Consider the following 17722-nt stretch of genomic DNA (forward strand, 5'->3'; position numbering starts at 1 on the left):
GAGCGTACGGCACCCCGAAGCGACCCGCCTGGCGAGGGGACGACCGACGGCCGTTGCGCCGGAGGCCGACACGCGCGGGGGCGGCTTGTTGCGCCCGGCGGCCGGCCGCGCCACTATGGTCACTCGATCGACTTAGGTAAGCCTAACCTCACCGTTCGGGAGACTCGTGCGGCTCTACATCGTGGCGGGCAAGCGGACCGACTCCGTCACTCACGGCTTCCTGCCCGCGGCGGCCTCGCTCGGCCTCGACGTCACCCTGCTCACGGACCGGCCCTGGCCGGAGGAGACGGTGCGGTGCGACGTCACCGACTTCCGGGCCGTCATCGACGCCATCTCCCGGCGCGAGGCCCCGGCCGCGATCTTCTCCAACAGCGACCACCTGCAGGCGCCCACCGCCTTGGCCGCCGAGTACTTCGGGCTGCCGGGCAAGGACTGGCGTGCCGCGCTCCGCACCAAGAACAAGGCGCTCATGCGCCGCGCGCTGGGCGGCGTCTTCGCCGTCGAGCTCCTGCCCGGCCAGGAGTCCCCCGCCCTCGCCGACGCCCCGTACCCGCTGGTGGTCAAGCCGCGCGAGGGTGTCGCCAGCGAGGACGTCTTCCTCGTCCGGGACGCGGCCGAGCTCGCCGTACGCTGCCGCGAGATCTGGGACCGGCGGCCGGGCGCACTCGTCGCCGAGGAGTACCTCCCGGGGGACCTGCACACCCTGGAGACGCTGAACGGCAGGGTCCTCGGCGGGTTCCGTACGACCCTGTCGCCGCCGCCGCACTTCATCGAGGAACGCCTCGAGTGGGCGCCGCCGCCGTACGCCGGCCAGGTCCTGGACGCGCTCCATCGACTCGGGATCGGCTTCGGCGCCTGCCACACCGAGTACGTCGCTCAGGAGGGCCGGGCGCGGATCGTCGAGGTGAACTACCGGATCATCGGCGACCACTGCGACTTCCTGCTCGGCGAGCTGCTCGGCGTGCCGGTCTTCGAATGGGTGCTCCGTGCCCACCTGGGCGAACCGACGCCCGAGCCGCCGGCCGCCACCGGGCACGCGGCGGTCGACTCCGTGATCGCGGACCGGTCCGGCACGCTCACCGCGGCGCCCGAACGGCAGGACTTCGAGGAGGACGGCGTGCGGGTGGCCTACTGGCCGGTCCACGCGGCCGGTGATGTCATCGCGCGGAGCCGCACCAACCGGGACTATCTCGGTACGATCCGCGCCGTCGGCCCGGACGCCGCCCGTGTCGACGCCGCGATCCGGCGGTTCCGCGCGCGGCATCGCTGGGAGATCGACGCATGAGCCACCCGTCCGCGCCGAGCCGTGTCGTCGCAGCGGGACGTTCTCCCGAGGAGGGCCATCTCGCGGCACGAGTGCTGGACGCCCTGCTGCGCGAGGACTACGGCGGGATGGCCCGCCGTGCCGACGGCGACCGGCTGACTCTGCCCGGCGGCCGGTCCGTCGCGCTGCGCGCGGCGGCGCCGGGGGATCCGGGCCGGTGGGGGCGGTATCCCGGGTTCCTCGCGGAGCGCGTCGTGGACGACGCCGTCGGGCTGGAGGAGGTGCTCGGCGTCGTACGCGCGCTGGCCGATCCGCGCGACGACGTCGCGGCGTTCGAGCGCGAGTGCCGGGAGACGCTGCGGGCCCTGCGCCTGCACGAGGCGGTACGCACGCGCCCGGCCGGGATCACCCGGTACGACGCGCTCGCCGCGGCCCTCGATCACCCGGTCTATCCGACCGCCCGGTGCCGTCTCGGCCTGGACGAGCGCGACCTGCTGGCCTACGCGCCGGAGTTCGGGCCGTCGTTCCGGCTCTCGTGGACCGCCGTGGCCCGCTCGGAACGGCACGGCGACCGGCCCGCGTGGTGGCCCGACGCCGGCGACCTGGGGCTGCCCGCGGGACACGACGTGTTCCCCGTCCATCCGCTGACCGCCCGCCTGGTCCCGACCGTGCCGGGGCCGGCCGTCACGGTCCGCCCGACGCTGTCGATGCGCACGGTGGCGGTGGACGCCCACGAGCACCTGAAGCTCCCGCTGCCGATCAGCACGCTCGGGCTGCGCAACCGGCGGGTGATCATGCCGGGCACGCTCTCCGACGGCGCGCTCGTCGAGCGGGTGCTGCGCGCCGTTGCCGAGCGGGAGAAGGCTCCGATCCTGCTCGCCGACGAGCAGACGTACGGCCACGCGGACGACGACCCGCTGCGCGGATACCTGGTGCGGCGGCTGCCCGCCGACGGTGTCCCGGTCGCGGCGCTGCTCGCCCGGACGCCGGAGGGCCCGTACGTCATCGAGGAGCTGACCGGCGACGTCGCCGGGTTCTTCGGGGCGTACCTGGGCGTGCTGTTCGACTGGAACGTTCTCCTCGCCACGCGGTACGGCATCGCGCTGGAGGCCCACCAGCAGAACGTCTCGATCGTGCCCGGCGACCCGCCGCACCTGATCATCAAGGACAACGACGGGGCGCTCATCGACCTGGGCCGGCTCGCTCGCGCGCTGGGCCATGCCCCGGGCCCGGAGGAGTTCGCCGACCCGCGCCTGCTCACCTCCGATCCGGAGGCCCTGGCCCGCGTCTTCGTCACGATCACCGTGCACCTGTGCGCCGGTGCGCTCGCCTTCGGCCTCGCCGAGCGCGGCCTCCTCGACCTGGACACGGGCCTCGGTCTCGTCCGCGAGCGGCTCGGCGCGGCGCTCGACGCGTACGACGACACCGGCTTCCTGCGGGCGCGCACGCTCGACGCGGACCGGCTGCCCGTCAAGGCGATGATCACCGCCGGGACCCTCGTCGGCAAGGACCGCACCGGTGCCCAGGACATCAACAAGCACTACGGCCCGCCCGGGCCGAACTACCTCAACGCGAAAAGGTCCGCCACGTGACATCGCTCGCCCCGCTCCCCGCCTCTCCCCGCTCGCCCGACCCGGCGACCCGGCAGGCCGACGCGGACGAGACCACCGCTTCCGACTCTTCCGATCCGGCGACCCGACGGAACGACGCGAACGAAGCCACCACCCCCGACCCTTCCGGCCCGGCGGCCCGACGGATCGACACGAACGAAGCCACCACCCCCGACCCTTCCGGCCCGGCGACCCGACGGATCGACACGAACGAAGCCACCACCCCCGACCCTTCCGATCCGGCGACCCGACGGATCAACGCGAACGAAGCCACCGCCCTCGCCCTGCTCAACTGCGCGGTCCGTGAGCTGTGCGCGCCCGAGCACCAGGTCGGGGTCGGCGAGGCGCACCTCACCGCCCGGCTGCCCCGCGTCGGCGTCACCCTGCGCGCCCGCCTGCGCCGGCCCCCGCTGATGAGCCCCCGCCTGGCCGGCCCGATCGAGGAGCGGCGCGACGGCTGGGTGCCCGTGGACTGGCGGCGGCTCACCGACCTGATCGCCGGGGAGCTGGAGCTCACGACGGGGACGGCGAACCCGGAGTTCGCCGCGCAGGTGGCGGCCAGCCACGACGCCATGGAGCTAATCGCCCGGCAGCGGAGACCGGGCGACGCCGACCCCTTCCTGCGGTCGGAGCAGTCTCTGATGGCCGGGCACCGCTTCCATCCCTCCCCCAAGTCGCGGCAGGGCGCCGACTGGCCGGCGTACGCCCCCGAGACCGGAGCCCGGTTCCCGCTGCACTGGCTCGCCGTACGGGAGGACACCGTCGCCGAGGAGGGCGACGTCTCCCTCCTGGACCGGCTGGGCCCGCCCGTCCGCGCCGGCTACCGCGTCCTCCCGGCGCACCCCTGGCAGCTCGCGCTGCTCCGGCCGGAGTCCGACGCGATCGTCGACCTCGGGCCGTACGGCCCGGAGGCGGTGCCGACCTCGTCCGTACGGACCGTGTACGTCCCGGACGCGTTCCTGAAGTTCAGCCTCGACGTGCGCATCACCAACTGCGTGCGCAAGAACGCCTGGTACGAGCTGTCCGGTGCGGTGGCGCTGACGCGGGCGCTGCGGCCGGTGTTCGACGGACTCGCCTGCGAACTGCTCACCGAACCCGGCTACCGGACGGTGTCCGTCGGCGGCACCCGCCTACGGGAAGGGCTCGGCGTCATCGTCCGGGAGGGCGTGCGCGGCCTGCCCGGCACCCCGCTGCTGGCCGCCGCCATCGCCGACCCCGACGGCGACAGCCCTGCTGCCGTCGCGACGCTCCTCGGGGACGACGTGTCGCCCGACCGGCTGCTGGCCTGGTGGGACTCCTACGTACGGCACGTGGCGCCCCCGGTCCTGCACGCCTACCTGAGGCACGGCGTCGTCCTCGAACCCCACCTGCAGAACGTCCTCGTCGCGGTCGACGGCGACGGCATGCCGATCCGGGCGGTCTTCCGCGATCTGGAGGGCACCAAGCTCGTGCCCGAGCCGTGGGCGGCGTTCCTCGCCGGCCTGCCCGGCCCCGTCGCCCGCGCCCTGACGTACGATGCCGAACACGGCTGGAACCGCGTCGTGTACTGCCTGTTCGTCAACCACCTGGCCGAGGTCGCGGCCGCCCTCGCGGACCTGTCCCCGTCGCTGGAACCCGCGCTGTGGCGGGTGGTACGGCGGCACGTCGCCCGCTGCGCCGACGAAACACCGCCGGGAACGGACGGCGCGGCCCGCCTGCGGGCGCTCCTGGCCGGTGTTCCGCTGCCGGCAAAGGCCAACCTGCGCACCCGGTGGGCCCGCGACCCCGACCGGCAGGCGACCTACGTCTCCGTACCCAACCCGCTCGCCGAGATCCCGACATGACCGTCACCGACCGCGAGGAACCGACCTGACCGTCACCGGGCCCGAAGAACCGGCACGGCCCTCACCGACCCCAAGCCACCGGCACGCCCATCACCGCCCCCAAGCAACCGGCACGACCGTCGCCGCCCCCAAGCAACCGGCACGACCGTCGCCGCCCCCAAGCAACCGGCACGACCGTCGCCGAGCCCGCTCGCCGAGGAGCCGACATGACCATTGCGGAACCGGGCAACCGGCACGACCGTCGCTGGGCCCGCCCGCCGAGGAGCCGGCGATGACCGGCCTGCCGCTGCCGGAGGCGGTCGGCGGGCGTGCCCTGTCGGCGGGGCTGCCCGCCTACGTGTACGACCTGGGGGCGCTGCGGGCCCACGCGGCGTCGGTGCGCGCGGCGATCCCGGTCGAGATCTTCTACGCGGCGAAGGCCAACCCCGACGCGCGCATCCTCACCGCGCTCGCCCCGTACATGGACGGCGTCGAGGTCTCCTCCGGCGGCGAACTCGCCCACGTGCGGGCGGCCCTGCCCGGCGCGCGCCTGGCGTTCGGCGGCCCGGGCAAGACGGACGAGGAGCTCGTGTCCGCGACCGACGCGGGCGTCGACCGGCTCCATGTCGAGAGCCCGCACGAGCTGGGGCGCCTCGCCGCCCTGCGCGCGGAGACGGACGTGCTGCTGCGCGTCAACCTGCCGGTCGCGATCAGCGGGGCCGCCCTGCGGATGAGCGGCCCGTTCGGCATGGAACCCGAAGCGCTCGGCGCCTGCCTGGACATCCTGGAGCACGCGCCCTGGCTGCGCCTGCGCGGCCTGCACGCGCACCTGGCGTCCGGGCTGGAGGCCGGGCCGCTGCTGGAGGTCGCCGCCCAGATCCTCGGCTGGGCCCGGACCTGGATGGACGGTCCCAAGGAGGTCAACCTGGGCGGCGGCATGGCCGTTGACTACCGGAACCCCGGCGCCCGCTTCGACTGGGCGGAATACGGCGCGGGCCTGGCGGCACTGCGACGCCCCGAGGAGACGCTGCGGATCGAACCGGGCCGCGCGCTGACCGCGTATTGCGGGTGGTACGTCACGGACGTGCTCGACGTGAAACGGTCGCACGGCGAGTGGTACGCGGTGCTGCGCGGCGGCACGCATCACCTGCGCACCCCGGTGACGAAAGGCCACGACCAGCCGTTCGCGGTACTGCCCGCGGACGGCGGGCAGGTCACGGGCGGTGGGCGGCTCGCGGGCGGCGGGCCGGACGCGGGCGGTGAGCCGGTCGTAAACGGCGAACCGGCGGCGGCTGGTGGGCCGGTCGCGCTCGGTAGGCCGGACGCGGGCGACGGGCCGGACCCGAGCGGCGGGCCGGTCACGCACGGCGGGCCGGTCACGCACGGCGGGCCGGTCACGCACGGCGGGCCGGACCCGAGCGGCGGGCGACTCACGGGCGACAGGCCGATCGCAAGCTGTGGGCCGGTCGCGACCGGCGCGGTGACGCTGGTCGGGCAGCTGTGCACGCCGAAGGACGTGTTCGCCCGGCAGGTCCCGGTGGATCGGATCGCCCTCGGCGACGTCGTGGCCTTCGCCCTCGCCGGCGCATACGCGTGGAACATCTCCCACCATGACTTCCTGATGCACCCGAAACCGGCCTTCGAGTACGTCGACGACGAGACCTGCCGCTGACCCTGAACACGGCCTGACGGCCGCCGCGCGTCTTTGGCCTGCATGCGGAATCCAGGCCAAAGACGAGACGGTTACCGATGTGGAAGATATGGATGATTCCCGTCTTCCTTACGCGCAGCCTGCTGGTCGACCGTCGGGTGTTTCTCGCCCTGAGCACCTCGACGTCCAGTGGACGACGGTTTGACCGGAACTGGAATGGCCGCCGGTCTCGCCTTGAGCCGACGGAGGAAATCCGCCTGCTCCTGAACGGCCATGGGGATCGTCCCGAGGTTGGTCACCGTGCCGCCACAGCTGGTCGGGAAGTTGTTCAGCGTGCATCCGACCTCTAGCAGCTGATTGGTGTTCGTTCGGATGGTGACGAACACGTTCGCGTTGCCCTGGATCGCGACCGACGCACAGTCCACCGTCACGGCGCCGAAAGCCGAGGTGAAGTCGGTGAGCGGCGTGGGCGTAGGTGGAGTCGTCGCCTCGTTGACCGTTTGACCGAACACCTTCCCGTTACGAACGGCCACGACTGCCTTCGTCTGGCCCTGAGCCGCCGCCGTAGCGACGCACACGGACGGCGCCGTCGCACCGGTAGGACCGGTAGCACCAGTTGGACCGGTCGGACCTGTGGGGCCCGTGGGACCAGTAGGACCTGTGGCGCCGGTCGCGCCGGGCTCGCCAGCGGCGCCGGAGGACCCCGTCGGACCAGTACCACCGGTCGGACCCGTAGGACCTGTGCTTCCAGTCGCGCCGGTCGCACCGGTGGCGCCAGTCGGCCCCGTCGGGCCAATACCACCGGTCGGACCCGTGGGACCTGTGGCGCCGATGGCTCCAGTCGCGCCGGAGGACCCCGTCGGACCATTACCACCAGTCGGACCCGTGGGACCCGTCGCACCAGTCGCGCCAGTGGCGCCGGTCGCGCCGGTATCTCCCTTCGCCCCCCGCTCTCCTTGTGGACCTAGCTCCCCCGGTTCCCCCTGCAGACCTCTAGCTCCCGGTTCTCCCTGCGGCCCTATAGGGCCTTGTTCTCCTTGTTCTCCTTTCTCCCCTTCCGGTCCTTCTGGTCCTCGAAAACCGCGGAAGCAGGAGCCGTCCAGGCAGAACAGGTGGCGATGGCAGTGAAAGAGATGGTGGTGACGACGGTGAAGGCGGTGAGGCAGACATTCGAGGCCATTGAGGACTTTCACGCTGGGTACCAGCCGACCGTCAGGAGGGGCCTTGAAGGGCTGCTCGGCGTTGGCCAGCGCCGGCCGATAAAGCAGTGATAGGCCACTGACTATCGCGGCCGAAAACAGCCAGAGTCGCCCCCTGACAAACCAGCCTGAAGCCCCTTTACTCCCGCGAGATTTCAACGCACTTCCTTACATCTACTCGTATCCCGAACGAATCGGAATTCTTGGGTGACCGCAGATACGGCAGCGCTCTGATACCCCACGATCGGCATGAGGAATAGCCCGATAATCTCTTGATCAAGTAGGCGGTAATGTGACCCGCCATCTCGGTGAAACGCTCATCCGGAACGGGCCGGGCCACCGGGGTCACCAGGACATCGCGGACTCGATCTACAACCGGATTCCGCTGATCCACTCCAACACTCCGGCCGCTTTCGGGACGATCGGGGCCCCGCTGCACCGGCTCGGCCATCTCGCCGGGGCGTACGCGTGGAGCATCTCCCACCACGACTTCCCGATGCACCCGAAGCCCGGGCCCCTCGCACCTGGGAATATAGGGGTTGACTTATATAAGCCTTCGCCGATATCGTGCACGGATGCACGCGTTCGATGTGCTGGGCGACCCGGTGCGCCGCAGGATCCTCGAGTTGCTCGCCGACGGCGAGATGACCTCCGGTGCGGTCTGCGCGGCGATCCAGGAGGAGTTCGGCATCTCCCAGCCGGCCGTCTCCCAGCACCTCAAGGTGCTGCGCGACGCCGGCTTCGCCACCGTGCGCCCGGACGGCGCCCGCCGCCTCTACACGGTCAGCTCCGGCCCCCTCCAGGAGGTCGACGCCTGGCTCGACCGGTTCCGGCGGTTCTGGGCACCGCCGCTCGACGCGCTCGCGACCGAACTGGCCCGCGGCAAGCGCGAGCGCCGCCTCCGCGACTCCGAGGAGAAGGACGAATCACCATGATCGACGTCACCCATCAGATCAACTCGGTCCGCCGGAAGGTCGGCAGCCGCACGCTCGAGGCCGGCGAAGCGCGCACCGTCGTCATCGGCCAGACCTACGACGCCACCCTCGACGACGTGTGGGACGCCTGCACGAATCCCGAGCGCATCCCCCGCTGGTTCCTGCCCGTCTCGGGCGACCTGCGCGTCGGCGGCCGCTACCAGCTGGAGGGCAACGCGGGCGGCACCATCGAGCGCTGCGACCCGCCCAAGAGCTTCGCCGCGACGTGGGAGTACGGCGGGCAGGTCAGCTGGATCGAGGCCCGCCTGACGACCGAGTCCGACGGCGGGACGCGCTTCGAACTGGAGCACACCTCGCACGTCGGCGACCACTGGGAGCAGTTCGGCCCCGGCGCGGTCGGCATCGGCTGGGAAATGGGCCTGATCGGACTGACGCTTCACCTGTCGGCCGGGCGGGCCGTCGACCCGCAGGAGGCCATGGCGTGGGCCGGTTCCGAGGAGGGCCGGCGGTTCATGACGCTCAGCAGCGAGAAGTGGTGCGAGGCGTACATCGCGGCGGGCGCCGACGAGGCCGAGGCGCGTGCCGCGGCAGCCCGGACGATCGCCGCCTACACCGCCGAGCCGGGGGCCTCCTGACCCTCGGCCCGCGGGCGGTCGCCCGCACCGTGACGCGTCGGCACCCAGAACCGCAGCACGTCGCCCCGCTGGTCCTCGAGCACACCGCCGTTCTTCTCGATCACCTTGCGCGACGGGACGTTGTCCTCGTCACAGGTGATCAGCGCGGACTCGATGCCGAGGTCGCAGGCGACCGGGAGCGCGGCCCGCAGCATCCGCGTCGCGTGCCCGCGCCGGCGGGCCGACCGGCGAACGTCGTATCCGATGTGGCCGCCTATCTCGCGCAGATACGGCGTGAGCCGGTGCCGGATCGCCAGCCGCCCGAGGTACTCCGCGCCGTCGACCCACCACAGCGTCGTGCACGGCACGAAACCGGACGGCCTCGGCGCGTCCTCCAGCGCCTGCTCGCGGAGCGCCCGTGCGTACTCCGCGAATCCCGTGGGCGTCTCCCACCTACCGCCGAACTCCCGGATCTCGCGGCCGACCATGCTCTCATCGTCCGGGCCGCCGCGCCCCTCGGCACGGAACTCGGCCATCGCGGCGAGGAAGGAGGCGTGGACCCGCTCGGCGGGCGCGACGAGCATCGGCATGCCCGCCGTTCTACCGAAGTCTCCCCTGCCGACGCACCTCATTTCCCGCGCGGCCGGGAGCGCCGGGAAAGGCGCCCGCCGGCCGCGATCAGCGGCGTCACAACGCGTCGGCGGCGGGGTCGCCGGTCCAGCCGGTGGCCGCGACGACCTCGCTGGCGATGTCCGTCACGGTCCGCCCGTCGGTCGTGACGCGCACGGTGTCCGGAGGAACTCGCGAGTCGAGCAGCCGCGCCTTGTGAGCGCTGGCCCTCAGCCCCTCCGCCAGCTCGGAGCCGAGTTCCCGGCCTGTCAATCGCTCACCGGCCGTGGCGTCGGAGGCGGTGAGCAGGACCCGTACGATTCGCACGTCCGCTCCCATGGCGCGCTGGAACATGCCCGCCGCCTCCGGAAGAACGCTCAGCGTGTTCGTGTAGATGAGACGGCGGTAGCCGAGCTCGGCGAAGTTGGCCCAGACCGCCGCCAGGTTGCGCGCGGTGATCCACGAACGGTCCGGATCTCCCTCTGGGGCCGGGTGCACCTGCCCCATGAAGTCGCCCTCGAGGATCGCATGAGAGACCGCCGCGGCCCGCAGCCGGGCCGAGACCTCCCACCCGATCGTCGTCTTCCCGGCGCCGGAGCGCCCTCCAATGAGCAGTGCCTCCGCCCGATCCATGTCCGCAGGGTGGCAGCTTCCGGGCTCTTCGCGCGATCGATAATTCGCGTGCGATCGAGGCCTGCGGTCATCAGTATCCAGATATGGAGGGACATCAAGTCGCGCCGGAGATCGTCGACTTCTACGCATCGGCGTACGACGAATCCGCCCGCCTGTCCTCGACAGGGCAGGGCGAGCTGGAGTTCATCCGGACGCAGGAGCTGCTCCGGCGGCATCTGCCCGTTCCCCCGGCCTCGGTGCTCGATGTCGGCGGTGGCCCGGGGACCCACGCGCGCTGGCTGGTGGCCGACGGCTACGACGTCCGCCTGGTCGACCCGGTCGAACGGCACCTGCGGCAGGCGCGCGCCGCGTGCGACTGCACCACCGAACTCGGGGACGCCCGCGCCCTGCGCGCCGAGGACGGGTCCTACGACGTCGTCCTCCTGCTCGGTCCGCTCTACCACCTCGTACGGCGGGCCGACCGCGTCCAGGCGCTGCGGGAGGCACGGCGGGTCCTGCGACCCGGCGCGCTGGTGGCGGCGGCCGCGATCAGCAGGCACGCGGCACTGATCGACCTGGCGGCGGCCGCTCGCCTCACGCCGAGCACCGCTTCGATCATCCGGCAGTCGCTCGACTCCGGATGTCACAGCCGCGAGCTCGGCTTCACGACCGCCTACTTTCACACGGCTGACGAGCTTCAGGCCGAGGTGACCGAGGCCGGTTTCACCGACGTCGGCCTCTTCGGGGTGGAAGGCCCGGCATGGGCGGCCCTCAGGGGGATCACCATCCACACCGGGGAGTCCCTCACCGGATCGGCGCACGTCGCGTCCGCGGTCGCGGCGGCGCGGATCGCCGACTCCGACCCCGCTCTCCTTCCTGCGAGTTCACACCTGATCGCCTTCGGCCGGGCACCGAGCGCCTGATCACGACCGATACGACCGCCGCGGCCGAGCGGCTACCCGGGGAGTACCGCGGCGATCTGTGGGGTGAGCAGGTCCCGCACCTCGGAGTACGCCAAGGTGATCCCGTAGTAGGGGCATTCGCTTCCCACATGCGACCAGCTGAGGACCATTCCCTTGGCCGTGAAGAACGCCGAGACGCGCGCCGGATGGGGCTGTGACGAAAAGACCGGCGCACCCGGGTAGAAGTCCTCGCGCCGCAGGGGCGGCTGAACACATACCTGATACAGACCCTGGTCGGTGACATGGGGAGTCACCCGCTTCAGCAGCGTCGCCAGCCCGCTCGAGGTGAGCGTCTCGGGCCGGAACACGTCGTCGGCGGTCAGCGCCTTCCCCGTGCGCAGGTCGACGGTGGCGTTGACCCGGGGCATCTGGAAGTCGAGGGGGGCGCAGAACGTTATCGGCAGCGCGTACTGGACCGATGCCAGGCGCGGCCCGCTCATCCCGACCTCGGGTCGTGCGCGCAGGACGGTCGGCTTCGTACACGGCGGTTTATGCTGGGCGGACGCCTGCCGCATCGCCGTGATGGCCCAGTCGAGTGGAGCGAACAGCCCCTGATCGATCTTGCGCTGCACGGCGGCGTCCCGGACGCCGCTGACGTGGGCGTAGCGCGCGTCGCTCAGGTCGAGGCCGGTGACGGGGCGGTTGTAGGAGGCCAGCTCGACCCGGATGGGCGCGGCGGCGGCGGTCTTCGTCTTCTTCGGCTGGCTCAGAACGATGGCGGCGGTCGTCACCGAGCCTGCCACCACGACGCCGGTGGCGATGGCGGCCGCCTTCATCCCGGCGTTCGTGCCGAGGACCTTGGTGAGCGCGCCGCGTCCGCCGGCCGCACCGGCCTTACCCGCCGCAGCGGCCTTGCCTGCTGCACCGGCCTTCCCCGCCGCGGCGGCCTTGCCCGCTGCGGCGCCGCCCGCATGGCCGGCCGCGCCCGGGGTCGTACCCGCGACGAGAGCCGCGAACGGGAACAGCGCGGCGAGGCCGGCCGCGGCCTCGGCCAGCCGCCTCCAACCGTTGGACTCCCATTCGGGCCCGTACTCGGCGGCCGCCGCCATAGCCAGCTCTTCGGCGAACTTCAGCGCGCTCGGCGGCCGGTCGGCCGGGTCTTTGGCCAGGCCTCGGTAGATCAGCGCCTGGATCGGCGGCGGTGCCTGATCAGCGGGAATCTCGCCGCTCGTGTGCTGGGCGCGATAGGCCTCGGTCGTATCGCCCGGGTACGGCTTGCGGCCCATCACGCATTCGAAGAAGACGCACGTGGCGGCGTACACATCGGTGGAGGGCGAGGCGGGTGCCCCGGACCACTGCTCCGGTGCCATGTACGCCGGGGTGCCGATGATCTGGCCTGCCACGCCAGAGCGCACCGCGATGCCGAAGTCGATCAACTTGCTGTGGCCGTCACCGCCGACCATGACGTTGGCGGGTTTGTAGTCGCGGTGGACGACACCCACGTCGTGCGCAGCCCAGAGGCCGAGCAGCGATCCCTTCAGCACCGCCAGGGCGGCCTCCGGTTCCAGCGTGCCGCCCTCGTCGAGCAGCGCCCTGAGCGACACCCCGTCGATCGCCTCCATGACGATCGCCGCCCCCTGTGGCCCCTCGGCGTACTCGAAGAGGCGGACCACGTTCGGGTCGTCGAGACCGCGCAGGATTTGCGCTTCCTCTCGGAACTCCATGCGGAAGCGCTCGTCCGTAACGGTCAGGTACTTGATGGCGACATGCGTGCCCGAGGCCTCATGCCGAGCGAGCACGACACGGCCGAAACCGCCTCGTCCCAGCTCCCGAAGGGTGACGTATCCAGGAAGTGACCATTCGTTCACAGGTCAATAATGATCTACTCAACGCCGGCGCCATGCGGAAATTGACATACCCCCGGGATCTTTCCCGCGCGGTCATGCGGTGAAAGCGGTGATGAGTTCGTGGCGGCCGTCGGTGGCCGTCTCCCGACCGTTGACGGAAAAGGTTTTCCGATCTAGGTTCCGAGCCAGCCCCCGACCCGCGGAGAAACCACGATGCGCGGAAGACCCCTGCCGCTTCTGGCCGCCCTGACCGCCCTCCTGACCACGATCCTCTCGGCGACGGCGGCCGGCGCGACGTCGACGACCGCAGGCTCGGCGGCGACCCGTGCGTCCGTGTCCGGCCCGGCTCCAGCGAGCACGACGGCGAGCGCGACCGCGACGCCGACCCGGCACACGATCACCTACGACCACTACTCCCTGCTGATCGACGGGAAGCGGCAGTACATCTGGTCCGGGGAGTTCCACTACTTCCGGCTGCCGAGCCCGGAGCTGTGGCGGGACATGCTGCAGAAGATCAAGGCGTCCGGGTTCAACACCGTCTCCCTCTACTTCAGCTGGGCCTACAACTCCCCCGCCCCGGGGCGTTACGACTTCACGGGCGTCCGCGACGTGGACCGGCTGCTGCGGATGGCCGAACAGGCCGGGTTGTACGTCATCGCCCGGCCGGGTCCGTACATCAACGGGGAGCTGGACGCCGGCGGGTACCCGGGGTGGCTGCTGACGCAGAAGGGCCGGGCGCGCAGCGCCGCCGCGGACTACACGGCGGCCTACCGCGAGTGGCTCGCGCACATCGACCCGATCATCGCCCGGCACCAGCTGACGAACGGGACCGGGTCCGTCATCCTCTACCAGGTCGAGAACGAGTACGACGGCTCGGACGCGGCGTACATGACGCAGCTCGCCGAGCAGGCCAGGGCGGACGGCATCACGGTCCCGATCTTCCATAACGACAAGAAACGCCAGGGCAAGTGGGCCTCCGGAGCGGGCGCGCCCGACCTGTACGCCTCTGACACCTACCCCGGCACGTCGGTGACCGACTACTCGTTCATGCGGAGCTTCACGGGGCCGAATCGGCCGCTGTTCTGGGCGGAGTTCCAGGGCGGCTGGTTCCAGCCGTGGGGCGGCGGGTCGTACGAGGAGAACCGGACGAAGTTCGGCCCGTCGTTCGAGCGCATCACGTACGGGAACAACATCGACAACCACTTCACGCTGCAGAACCTCTACATGCTGTACGGCGGGACGAACTGGGGCTGGCAGGCCGACCCGAACGTCGTCTACACCTCGTACGACTACGGCGCGGCGTTCGACGAGTCGCGGCGGCTCACCGCCAAGATCCCGGTGCTCAAGCAGCAGGGGTACTTCGTGCAGTCCGTCGAGCCGTTGCGCAAGACCGACGACCTGCCCGGTCAGCCGGAGCACTCCGGAGCGGCGGTCCACGTGGACGCCGACCGCAATCCCGACGACGGCACGACGTTCTACTTCCTCCGGCACGAGGACATCAAGCAGACCACCGACGAGGCGACCACCCTGCGCGTCGAGACCTCCGACGGGACGTACACGGTGCCGCAGCAGCCGGGCACGGCGATCCACGTGAACGGGCCGGACTACAAGATCCTGACCGCCGGGTACACGATGGACCATCAGCGCCTCGTCTACTCCACGTCCGAGATCATGACCCACGAGGATCTCGGCGACCGGGACGTCGCGCTGCTGCACGGCCGTAAGGGAGAGGCGGGCGAGACCGTCCTGCGGTACGCCTCGCAGCCGCGCGTCGACGTCCTGGCGGGCGACGTGCAGGCGACGTGGTCCGGGTCCGACCTGCGGCTGAACTACACGCACGACGGGCTCGCCCGGGTGCGGATCAGCGGCGGCGGGCGTGCCCCGCTCGACCTGCTGCTGGCCGACGACGACACCGCGTCGACGTTCTGGCGGCCCGGCGGGAAGGTCCTCGTACGCGGGCCGTACCTCGTGAAGACGGCCGAGCTCGACGGCGCGACACTGCGGCTCACGGGCGAGACCGAGCAGGCGGGTCCGCTCGAGGTGTTCGCGGGTCCCGGCGTGCGCACGGTTCTGTGGAACGGCCGGCCGGTGCGCGCCTCCCGTACGGCGTCCGGGTCGCTGCTGGCCACGGTGCCCGGGCCGCGCGCCGTGAGCCTGCCCGCCCTGGACTCGTGGCGGTTCCACGAGGACACTCTCGAGGCCGCTCCCGGGTTCGACGACTCGGGTTGGGCGGCCGCCGACCACCAGGCGACGGACAATCCGACGCAGCCGAAGACGCTCCCCGTCCTGTACGCCGACGACTACGGCTTCCACCACGGCGACGTCTGGTACCGCGGGCACTTCGACGGCACCGCGGCGGGCATCTCCCTGACCGCCGGGACCGGCAAGGCCGGGGTCTGGTCGGCGTGGCTCAACGGGACGCTCCTCAGCACGGTGTCGACCGGGACGGGCGGGCAGAACTCCAGCCGGGACTTCACCTTCCCGCCGGAGGCGCTGGGCGCGCACAACGTCGTCTCCGTCCTGGTCCGGAACATGGGCCACAACGAGGACGGCGGAAGCAACGACGCTCAGAAGAACCCGCGCGGCCTGCTGTCGGCCGCCCTGACCGGGTCCGGCGCGGCCGTCGCGTGGCGGATCCAGGGCGGCGGGAACGACGAGGTGCGCGGCCCGCTGAACAACGGCGGCCTGCACGGCGAGCGGGCGGGCTGGACGCTCCCCTCCTTCGCCGACCGTACGTGGCCGCGGGCGACGTCACCCAGTGGGGCGCACGGGCCGGGGATCGCCTGGTATCGGACGCGGGTGCGGCTCTCGCTGCCCAAGGGCCAGGACACGCCACTCGTCCTACGGTTCACCGGAGGCCAGGCCGCCCGCGCGCTGATCTTCGTCAACGGCTGGAACCTCGGCCAGTACGTCGCCGACCTCGGCCCGCAGCACGACTTCGTCCTCCCGCCCGGCGTGCTCCGGACGAACGGCGTCAACACGATCGCACTCGGGGTCTGGTCGTACGACGGCAGCGGCGGTCTCGGCACGGTGACGCTCGAACGCGCGGACGGAGGCCGGTGACACGGACGGCGGGCCGGTGACACGGACGGCGGGCCGGTGGCGCGGACGGGCCCGGTGGCGCGGACGGGCCCGGTGGCGCGGTCAATCCACGTCGAAGGACTCCCGGTAATAGCGGATCTTGTCGCGGAGGTGCTGCTGCTGGGCGCGGAGCGCTTCAATCTGCCGGTCGATGCGCTCGTCGTGGGTCTCCAGCACGGCGACGCGCTCGCCGACCGTCTCCGCGCCGCCCCGCGCGAGTTCGGCGTACCGCCGCATCTCCACGATCGGCATGCCCGTGTCGCGCAGGCAGCGCAGGACGCCGAGGAAACCCACGTCGTCGCTGCTGAAGCGGCGACGGCCCGCGGCCGTACGGTCGATCCGGTCGAGCAGGCCGATCTTCTCGTAGTAGCGAAGCGTGTCGATGCTGAAGCCGGTCTTCTCCGACGCCTGCGCCGGTGAGTAGAACGTCACGGACCGATGATCACACCTGGAGCGCACTCCAGGTCAAGCTCCAGGTGCTCCCTACTTGACCTGGAGCGCACTCCAGGTCAAGCTCCAGGTGCTCCCTACTTGACCTGGAGTGCGCTCCAGAATGCAGAGTCGGACGCGTCCCCCCGACGACTCCTTGAGAGGACACGACGATGCGACGACTCACGCTCGCCGACGGCACCGGCGTCAGCGCCCTGTGCCTCGGCGCCATGTTGTTCGGCACCCGGACCGACGAGAAGACGGCGTTCGCCCTCCTAGACCGTTTCGTCGAGGCCGGCGGCACACTGATCGACACCGCCGACAACTACGCCTTCTGGGAGGAGGGCGGCGCGGGCGGGGAGAGCGAGACGGTGCTCGGCCGATGGCTGGCCGACCGCGGCGCCCGCGACCAGGTGGTGATCAGCACGAAGGTCGGGGCGCAGCCGACCGTCCCCGGCACGAGCTGGCGGGAGAGCGGCGAAGGACTCTCGCCGGCGGCGATCCGGTCGGCGATCGAGGAAAGCCTGCGCCGGCTGGGCACCGACCACGTCGACGTGTACTGGGCCCACGTCGAGGACCGGACCGTACCGCTCGATGAGACCGTCGACGCCTTCGCGTCGCTCGTCGAGGAGGGCAAGGTCGGCGTGCTCGGGGCCAGCAACCACGCCCTGTGGAAGGTCGAGCGGGCCCGGTCGACGGCGCGGAACCAGGACCGCCCCGGCTACACCTGCCTCCAGCTCCGCCACTCGTACCTGCGACCCCGCCTCGACGCCGCCGACCCGGACTTCCACTTGTTCGGGAACGTCGACGCGGAGACGCTCGACTATGTCCGCAGCGAGCCGGACATGAGCCTGTGGGCCTACAGCCCGCTGCTGAGCGGCACCTACACCCGTCCGGACCGGCCGCTGCACCCGTCGTACGACCACCCGGGGACGCCGGCGCGGCTCGCCGCGCTCCAGGAGGTGGCGGACAAGACCGGGGCCACGGTCAACCAGGTGGTGCTGGCCTGGCTCATGGGCGGGGACCCGCCGATCATCCCGGTCATCGGCGTCAGCTCCGTCGAACAGCTCGACGATGCCCTGGCAGCGGCCGACCTCGAACTCGACGAGGACCTCCGCCGCCGTCTCGACGAGGCGGACGGCTTCGATCTGTGATGTCCGTTCCGGC

Annotated in this window: 15 protein-coding genes; 10 read left to right on the forward strand and 5 right to left on the reverse strand. The window is 71.6% G+C overall.

Annotated elements, in window-relative coordinates:
• Window positions 1-166 precede the first annotated feature (166 nt).
• The 4 genes from AB0I04_RS46725 to AB0I04_RS46740 all read left to right on the forward strand — a co-directional run bounded on the left by AB0I04_RS46725 (window position 167) and on the right by AB0I04_RS46740 (window position 6348).
• Window positions 167-1285, forward strand: coding sequence for a siderophore biosynthesis protein (locus AB0I04_RS46725; RefSeq protein WP_360900326.1), 1119 nt, complete (start codon window positions 167-169; stop codon window positions 1283-1285).
• The gene (locus tag AB0I04_RS46730) at window positions 1282-2856 is read left to right on the forward strand and encodes an IucA/IucC family protein (protein ID WP_360900329.1); all 1575 of its coding nucleotides are present in this window, start codon (window positions 1282-1284) and stop codon (window positions 2854-2856) included. Before AB0I04_RS46725 ends, AB0I04_RS46730 begins: the two co-directional genes overlap by 4 nt.
• Window positions 2853-4697: an IucA/IucC family protein gene (locus AB0I04_RS46735; protein WP_360900332.1), complete on the forward strand. Its 1845-nt coding sequence runs from the start codon at window positions 2853-2855 to the stop codon at window positions 4695-4697. The genes AB0I04_RS46730 and AB0I04_RS46735 overlap by 4 nt, the downstream gene beginning before the upstream one ends.
• 271 nt (window positions 4698-4968) lie before the next feature.
• Window positions 4969-6348: an alanine racemase gene (locus AB0I04_RS46740; RefSeq protein ID WP_360900335.1), complete on the forward strand. Its 1380-nt coding sequence runs from the start codon at window positions 4969-4971 to the stop codon at window positions 6346-6348.
• 71 nt (window positions 6349-6419) lie between these two features.
• Here AB0I04_RS46740 and AB0I04_RS46745 read toward each other — a convergent pair whose 3' ends face one another.
• The gene (locus AB0I04_RS46745; RefSeq protein ID WP_360900338.1) at window positions 6420-6860 is read right to left on the reverse strand and encodes a hypothetical protein; all 441 of its coding nucleotides are present in this window, start codon (window positions 6858-6860) and stop codon (window positions 6420-6422) included.
• A 495-nt stretch (window positions 6861-7355) separates the two neighbouring features.
• Here AB0I04_RS46745 and AB0I04_RS46750 point away from each other — a divergent pair, with 495 nt between their 5' ends.
• From AB0I04_RS46750 to AB0I04_RS46760, 3 genes are all read left to right on the forward strand, one after another.
• Complete coding sequence (locus tag AB0I04_RS46750; RefSeq protein WP_360900341.1) at window positions 7356-7598, forward strand: hypothetical protein; 243 nt, start codon at window positions 7356-7358, stop codon at window positions 7596-7598.
• A 503-nt stretch (window positions 7599-8101) separates the two neighbouring features.
• Window positions 8102-8461 carry a metalloregulator ArsR/SmtB family transcription factor gene (locus AB0I04_RS46755; RefSeq protein ID WP_360900344.1) on the forward strand — a complete coding sequence of 120 codons (360 nt, stop codon included), beginning with the start codon at window positions 8102-8104 and terminating at the stop codon, window positions 8459-8461.
• Window positions 8458-9096 carry an SRPBCC family protein gene (locus AB0I04_RS46760; RefSeq protein ID WP_360900347.1) on the forward strand — a complete coding sequence of 213 codons (639 nt, stop codon included), beginning with the start codon at window positions 8458-8460 and terminating at the stop codon, window positions 9094-9096. The genes AB0I04_RS46755 and AB0I04_RS46760 overlap by 4 nt, the downstream gene beginning before the upstream one ends.
• Here AB0I04_RS46760 and AB0I04_RS46765 read toward each other — a convergent pair.
• Together AB0I04_RS46765 and AB0I04_RS46770 are read right to left on the reverse strand one after the other, a co-directional pair.
• A complete protein-coding gene (locus AB0I04_RS46765) occupies window positions 9069-9665 on the reverse strand; it encodes a GNAT family N-acetyltransferase (RefSeq protein ID WP_360900350.1) in 597 nt (198 codons plus the stop codon). The genes AB0I04_RS46760 and AB0I04_RS46765 overlap by 28 nt on opposite strands.
• A gap of 97 nt (window positions 9666-9762) precedes the next feature.
• A complete protein-coding gene (locus tag AB0I04_RS46770; RefSeq protein WP_360900353.1) occupies window positions 9763-10317 on the reverse strand; it encodes an AAA family ATPase in 555 nt (184 codons plus the stop codon).
• A gap of 83 nt (window positions 10318-10400) precedes the next feature.
• Between AB0I04_RS46770 and AB0I04_RS46775 the strand changes: the two genes are divergently transcribed.
• Window positions 10401-11219, forward strand: coding sequence for a class I SAM-dependent methyltransferase (locus AB0I04_RS46775; protein ID WP_360900356.1), 819 nt, complete (start codon window positions 10401-10403; stop codon window positions 11217-11219).
• A 32-nt stretch (window positions 11220-11251) separates the two neighbouring features.
• On the opposite strand, the gene AB0I04_RS46780 is transcribed toward AB0I04_RS46775, so the two are convergent.
• Window positions 11252-13066, reverse strand: coding sequence for a serine/threonine-protein kinase (locus AB0I04_RS46780; RefSeq protein WP_360900359.1), 1815 nt, complete (start codon window positions 13064-13066; stop codon window positions 11252-11254).
• Window positions 13067-13258: 192 nt separating this feature from the next.
• Between AB0I04_RS46780 and AB0I04_RS46785 the strand changes: the two genes are divergently transcribed.
• Window positions 13259-16108 (forward strand): beta-galactosidase, encoded by a 2850-nt coding sequence (locus AB0I04_RS46785; RefSeq protein ID WP_360900362.1) that lies wholly within the window; start codon window positions 13259-13261, stop codon window positions 16106-16108.
• Window positions 16109-16189: 81 nt separating this feature from the next.
• On the opposite strand, the gene AB0I04_RS46790 is transcribed toward AB0I04_RS46785, so the two are convergent.
• Window positions 16190-16558, reverse strand: a complete 369-nt coding sequence (locus tag AB0I04_RS46790) for a MerR family transcriptional regulator (RefSeq protein ID WP_360900365.1) — start codon at window positions 16556-16558, stop codon at window positions 16190-16192.
• Between the two features lie 170 nt (window positions 16559-16728).
• Here AB0I04_RS46790 and AB0I04_RS46795 point away from each other — a divergent pair, with 170 nt between their 5' ends.
• A complete protein-coding gene (locus AB0I04_RS46795) occupies window positions 16729-17709 on the forward strand; it encodes an aldo/keto reductase (RefSeq protein ID WP_360900368.1) in 981 nt (326 codons plus the stop codon).
• Window positions 17710-17722 lie beyond the last annotated feature (13 nt).

It is taken from the genome of Actinoallomurus sp. NPDC050550, from assembly GCF_040655075.1.
In the GTDB taxonomy this organism is placed as follows: domain Bacteria; phylum Actinomycetota; class Actinomycetes; order Streptosporangiales; family Streptosporangiaceae; genus Actinoallomurus.